Origin of the sequence: Mycobacterium sp. 1423905.2 (genome assembly GCF_001673155.1) — a bacterium.
In the GTDB taxonomy this organism is placed as follows: Bacteria; Actinomycetota; Actinomycetes; order Mycobacteriales; family Mycobacteriaceae; genus Mycobacterium.
The window spans coordinates 1-5,888 of sequence record NZ_LZLE01000191.1; the positions used below are offsets into that span (position 1 = coordinate 1).

4 protein-coding genes are annotated in these 5,888 nt (G+C 66.5%); 3 read left to right on the forward strand and 1 reads right to left on the reverse strand.

Features of this window, described 5'->3' with window-relative positions; all coding sequences use genetic code 11:
- The 3 genes from A9W95_RS11335 to A9W95_RS11345 form a co-directional block, all read left to right on the forward strand.
- A partial coding sequence (locus A9W95_RS11335) for an SDR family NAD(P)-dependent oxidoreductase (protein WP_216638158.1) occupies window positions 1-1,761 on the forward strand: 1,761 nt, incomplete at its 5' end.
- Complete coding sequence (locus A9W95_RS11340; RefSeq protein ID WP_067412227.1) at window positions 1,761-3,179, forward strand: aminotransferase class I/II-fold pyridoxal phosphate-dependent enzyme; 1,419 nt, start codon at window positions 1,761-1,763, stop codon at window positions 3,177-3,179. The genes A9W95_RS11335 and A9W95_RS11340, both read left to right, overlap by 1 nt.
- Window positions 3,179-5,467, forward strand: coding sequence for an MMPL family transporter (locus tag A9W95_RS11345; protein WP_067412229.1), 2,289 nt, complete (start codon window positions 3,179-3,181; stop codon window positions 5,465-5,467). The genes A9W95_RS11340 and A9W95_RS11345 overlap by 1 nt, the downstream gene beginning before the upstream one ends.
- Window positions 5,468-5,475: 8 nt before the next feature.
- Here the strand turns inward: A9W95_RS11345 and A9W95_RS11350 are convergent.
- Window positions 5,476-5,888, reverse strand: a 413-nt coding sequence (locus A9W95_RS11350) for an LLM class flavin-dependent oxidoreductase (RefSeq protein WP_156746141.1), incomplete at its 5' end; no start/stop codon positions are given.

Consider the following 5,888-nt stretch of genomic DNA (forward strand, 5'->3'; position numbering starts at 1 on the left):
CCCGGGCACGACCTACCCCTCGAGGCATGTGGCTCCGTCGTGGCGTTGATGACGGCGCACTACGCGCTGCTGCATGCGGCTCGGGTCCTCCCCGACGAGTGGGTGCTGGTGGCCTGTGGCGCTGGCGGCGTCGGCATGGCGGCGGTGCAGGTCGCCGCCAAAGCCGGCGCGCGGGTGATCGCGACCGCATCCAACGACGAGCGAGCGGATCTCCTCCGAGGGTTTGGAGCGCAACACGTCGTCGACTCCCGGTCGCTCAGCGCCACCGACGAGGTGCGCCGACTCACCGGCGGCCGGGGCGTCGACGTCGTGATCAGTTCGGCGCCCGGGGAAGCAGTGCTGGCGAATCTGGAAGTGGCGGCGGAGTTCGGCCGAGTCGTCGAAGTCGGGAAGAGCGAAATCTACGGCGCGCGGCTCCTCGACATGGCGGTGTTCGACAAGAACCTGTCGCTGATCTCGATCGACCTCGACCGGATGGGCGCCACGCGGATCGACGTGGTCCGGCAGGTGAATCGTGAGGTTCTCGACCTGATCCGCTCCGGCCACTACGACTTGCTACCGGCCCGGATTCTGCCGGTGTCGCGGGTAGCCGAGGCCTTCGACCTGGTCGCCCGCTCCAACCAGGCGGGCAGGGTGGTGCTCGACTTCTCCGAGCCCAAGCCGGCGGTGAAGCACGCCCGGGCGGCCGCGGATATCCGGTCGGACGGCGCCTACCTCGTCACTGGCGGGCTCGGTGACTTCGGCCTGGCCACCGCGGCGTGGCTGGCCGGGAAGGGCGCCGGCACAATCGTTCTCGCCGGCCGACGGGGTGTGACCAACGGCGAGCAGCAAGCCGCGCTCGACGCCCTGCGGGCCGCCGGAGCCAAGGTGCGGGTCGAGATTCTGGACGTCGGTGACCGGGACAGCGTGACGGCGCTACTGGCCCGGCTCTCCGACGGCCAGCCCCTGCGCGGTGTATTCCACGCCGCCGGCGTCCTGGCCGACGAGCCGTTCAGCCAGCTCAGTCAGCAGGCGCTCAGCTCCGTGCTGTGCCCGAAGGCCCGCGGCGCCCTGATCCTCAGCGAAGCGTTAGCCGACACCGAGCTGGACCACTTCGTGCTCTACAGCTCGGTGGGCAGCCAGGCGGGCCTGATTCCACAGACCAGCTACGCCGCCGCCAACGCGGTACTGGATCACCTGGCCCACCACCGGTCCAACCTCGGGCTGCCCGCGCTGGCGGTGAACTGGGGTGCCCTATCCGGCGGCATGGCCACCGCGAGCGATCAGATCTCGGCTTACCTGGCGCTCAACGGATTGCTCCCCATCCCACTCAGTGCCGCTTGCGAATATCTGGACACCGCCATCGGCCTCGATCCGGTCCAAGTGACGATTGCCGACGTCGACTGGGCGAAGTGGGCGACGATGCACCCGGCTTCCGCGGGCACTCCGCGGTTCGCAGCCCACGTCAAGGCGGCGAAAGCCAAAAACACGGCAGCGGATGGGGTGCGCGCCGAACTCGTGGCGATGCCAACGGAACAGCGCGCAGAAGTGCTCACCTACATGCTGGCCGAACACGCAGCTGGTGTGCTCGGCATCCCCGCCGAGGCCGTCGACTGCCAGACCCCGCTCCCCGAACTCGGATTGGATTCACTGATGGCAGTCGAACTGCGCGCACGCGTCAGTATCGCGTTGGACCTGGAGATATCTCCCATGGAACTGACCCGCTCCGGCGGCCTGTCCGCGCTCGCGGCGCGGCTCGGTGACAAGTTAGCGGTGGTGTGATGAGCAGCGAAGCCCGAGATTTGGCGCGACAGATGCTCGGTCGCCTGGAGGGGCGAGCCGAATCCCAGGCGGAGACCGCCGGCAACCTGCCGGCGCAGGGCTCGACCCCGGCGGCCCGGCGGGCCCCCCGGCTGGAGACGACACGTCGGCGGCCGGCACTGCATCGGGTGCCCAACCGTCCCGCCAGTCAGCGGTCACGGACCCTCATCACCCGACTGCCCCATGTGCAGGAGTCGCTCGCCCGCGACAGGGAACTCAACGATGGTCTGGCGGCAGTGGACCGGCCCAGCCCTTATTACCGCTGCCATGAGGGCGTCAACGGAGCGACGATCCAGCTCGGCGATCGCGAGTTCATCAACTACTCGAGCTATAACTATCTCGGTCTGGCAGATCACCCGCGGCTGGTCGCAGCCGCCAAGCGGGCGCTGGACGAGTATGGCACCACCAGCGGTGCCACCCGAATCGTCTCTGGCAATATTCCCTTGCACCATGAGCTTGAACGCATGCTGGCCGACGCCTACGACGTCGAGGACGCAACCACGGTCGGCAGCGGATACCTGACCAACGCCTCAGTGATCGGTTTCGTGCTCGGCGAAAAGGATCTCGCGGTGTGTGACGCGTTGGTGCACAACAGCATCGTCACCGGCACACAGTGGGCCGGTTGCCAGCGGTTGCAGTTCCGGCATAACGATCCAGAGTCGCTGGATGCGCTGCTGACCCGCACGCGAGGGCACTTCGAGCGGGCGATGGTGATTCTCGAGGGCGTCTATTCGATGGACGGCGACTACGTCGCGCTTCCGGAAATGATCGAGGTCGCGCGCCGACACGATGCGTTCGTAATGGTCGACGAGGCCCATTCCTTCGGTGTGCTGGGAGAGCGCGGCGGCGGCATCCGAGAACTGTTCGACCTGCCCGGCGACGCTGTCGACATCTGGATGGGCACCCTGTCGAAGGCCCTGGCCAATCACGGCGGATTCATCGCCGGTAAACGGGATCTCATCCACGCTTGCCGGATGTCCGCGCCCGGGATGAGCCTCTATGCAGCGGGCCTCACCCCCGCCACCGCCGCGGGCACCATCGAGGCGATCCGGGTGATCGCCGACGAGCCCGAGCGGCTGGAGCGGCTGCGCGCCAACTCGCAGCGGTTCCTCTACGGCGCCAAGGCCGCCGGCCTGGACGTCGGCCCCGCCCACGGGACTCCGATCATCCCGGTCATGATCGGCTCGACCCACAACGCGGTGAAAGCCGCAGTGTTGCTGGCGGATGCGGGCATCAACGTGAATCCGATCGCGTACCCGGCGGTGGCCGAGCGTGAGGCGCGGCTGCGGTTCTTCCTATCCAGTGAGCACACACCCGGGATGATCGATGACACCCTGCGGTTGCTGACCGAGATCGTCAGCCTGGTGACGGCGGCGTAGTGATGCAGAAAATCGCACGGCTCGCGATCGCCGCACCACGTTCGATCATCGCAATCGCGTTGCTGGTCATGCTTGGGACCGCGGTGTTCGGCGTACCTTGCGTCAAAAGCCTGGCGGGCGGCGGCTTTCAGGATGTGGCCTCGGAATCGGCGCGGGCAGCCGCCCTGCTCGCCGATAAGTTCCACCGGTCCATCGACACCAAGATGCTGATTATGCTGACCTCGGCGGACGGCGCCGACTCCGCGGCGGTCCGTAGGGTGGGAACCGACATCGCCGGGCAACTGGGCAGCTCACCGTATGTGACTCAGGTCGTTTCGCCGTGGAACACGCCACCGGCCGTAGCCGCGACATTAATCAGCAAAGACAACAGGTCCGCGCTGGTTGTCGCGGATTTGATTGGGGGCGAGCGTAATTCAGGTACTTATGCCCAGAGGCTTTCCGACGAGCTGATCCACGACCGCGACGGGGTCAAGGTCCAAGCCGGTGGGCCGGCCGCTATCGACGCGCAGATCACCCAGCAGACCGAACAAGACCTGCTGATGATGGAATCCATCGCGGTGCCATTGAGCTTCCTGGTGCTGGTCGCAGTGTTCGGCGGCCTGATCGCTTCGGCGTTGCCGGTGTTCGTCGGCGGGATGGCGATCTTCGGGTCCATGGCGGTCCTGCGGGCAATCACCTATTACACCGATGTGTCTATCTTCGCCCTGAATCTGGCGACCGCGATGGGGCTGGCGGTGGCGATCGACTACACGTTGCTCATCCTCAATCGCTTCCGCGACGAGCTGGCCAAGGGGGTGTCGCGCGACCAGGCGCTGGTGCGGACCGTGGCCACCGCAGGCCGCACCGTACTTTTCTCGGCGGTGACGGTGATCTTGTCGATGATGCCGATGCTGCTATTTCCGATGTACTTCCTGAAGTCTTTCGCCTATGCCGGTATCGGGGTGGTGATTTTCGCGGCGGCTGGGGCGTTGCTCGTGACGCCGGCGCTGATCGTGTTGCTGGGCAACCGGCTCGACTCCCTCGATCTGCGTCGGCTATTCCGTCGTTCCCAGAAGACCAAGCCGTATCCGCAACCGGAGCAGACGTTTTGGTACCGCTCGACCAAGTGGGTAATTCGTCACGCCGTCCCGGCCGGGCTTGCGGTGACGGCGCTGCTGCTTGTCTTGGGGACGCCCTTCCTTGGCGTCCACAGCGGGGTGCCCGACGACCGGGTGCTGCCAAGATCGGCGCCCGCCCACCATGTGGGAGACGCGCTGCGCACCGGCTTCAACGCCGACTCGGCCACCAATGTCGAGGTGGTGATCCCCCACGCAACGGGCATCACCGAGGCGGATCTAGGCCGCTACGCCGTACAGCTGTCCCAAGTACCCAATGTCACATGGGTGTCGTCGCCGACGGCGGTGTACGCAGGCGGTCGTGCGGTCGGGCCGCCGAACGGCACCGCCGCATTGGGTGATGGGAGCGCCTTCTTGACCGTAGCCAGCGCGGCGCCCCTGTTCACACCCGAGTCGCAGGACCAGCTTCGGGCCTTACACGCGGTTCCCCGACCCGAAGGCGTGCCGATCCAACTGACGGGTGAGGCGCAGACGAACAGCGACACCGTGGAGGCGGTCACCAGCCGACTCCCCGTCGTGTTGACGATAATCGCGGTGGCAACGTTCCTCTTGCTGTTCGCATTGACCGGAAGTGTCGTGGTGCCCCTGAAGGCCTTGGCGCTCAACGTTATATCGCTCGGTGCGACCTTTGGCGCGCTGGTGTGGATCTTCCAGGACGGCCACCTCGGCGGCCTGGGCACCACACACGCCGGCACCCTCGACCTCAACATGCCTGTGCTGTTGTTCTGTATCGCCTTCGGCCTTTCGATGGACTACGAGGTGTTCCTGATCGCCCGCACCCGTGAATACTGGCTGGCTTCCGGTCAGACTCGCGAGGACAACGATGAGAGCGTGGCCCTGGGCCTGGCGCACACCGGCCGCGTGATCACCGCCGCCGCCGCCATCATGGCGATCGCATTCGCAGCACTGACAGCCGCGCAGGTGTCGTTCATGCGGATGTTCGGCGTGGGACTCACGGTGGCGATCCTGGTCGACGCGACCCTGGTGCGGATGATCTTGGTGCCCGCGTTCATGCACCTGCTGGGTCGCGTCAACTGGTGGGCGCCAAAACAATTGGCCCGGCTACACCGCGGAATGGGACTAAGTGAGTGGCACGGCAGCGACCCACCGGTCGATGAAGATCCGCCCGGGGAGTTTCGGCGGCAGCCCGACCAGCTATCCGTCAGCAGGTAACGGGCCGATCAGGCCACGCCTTTGCGCCGCAAGACGGGCAGCACGCCCTCGGCGAACCAGTACGCCTCTTCCAGGTGGGGGTAGCCGGACAGGATGAATTCGTCGAAGCCCAGCGAGTGGTATTCGGCGATCAGATTGGCGACCTCCTCGTGGCTGCCGACCAGCGCCGTGCCCGCGCCGCCGCGCACCAGTCCCACCCCGGCCCACAGATTGGGGTAGATCTCCAGCTGGTCGAGGCGACCGCCATGTAGCGCCGTCATCCGCCGCTGCCCCTCTGACTCCGAATGAGCGTGGAGCTCAGTCGCATTCGCGATCTGTTCGGGACTGAGCTCGCTGACCAGTTCCTCGGCGACGGCCCACGCGGCGGCCGAGGTGTCGCGGCTGATCGTGTGCAGCCTGATGCCGAACCGCAGGCCGCGGC